General features: G+C 62.3%; 1 pseudogene. It reads left to right on the forward strand.

Features of this window, described 5'->3' with window-relative positions:
- A pseudogene (locus SB772_RS44690) lies at positions 1 to 244 on the forward strand (hypothetical protein); the annotation flags it as partial.

The raw sequence follows: 244 nt of genomic DNA on the forward strand, positions 1-244 counted from the left end.
CTGGGACGGGTCGCTGGCGATACCTGACGCCATCCACACCAAGTCCTCCGAAGATGCTCTAGATGAAACCCAGGATGGACTGGTGACTTCGGTGCGTTGGAGCTTGGCGGATGACCTGTCACTGATCACCGGGGCCCGGGTCATCGACTGGAGACGAGACGAGGTTTCCACCTCCCTGTCATCCGGCGACACCAGCCGCACCTCGCGGAGCGAAACTGGGGTCGTCACCCCTTACATCGGGCTG

It is taken from the genome of Paraburkholderia sp. SIMBA_030 (assembly GCF_046535245.1).
Lineage (GTDB): Bacteria > Pseudomonadota > Gammaproteobacteria > Burkholderiales > Burkholderiaceae > Paraburkholderia.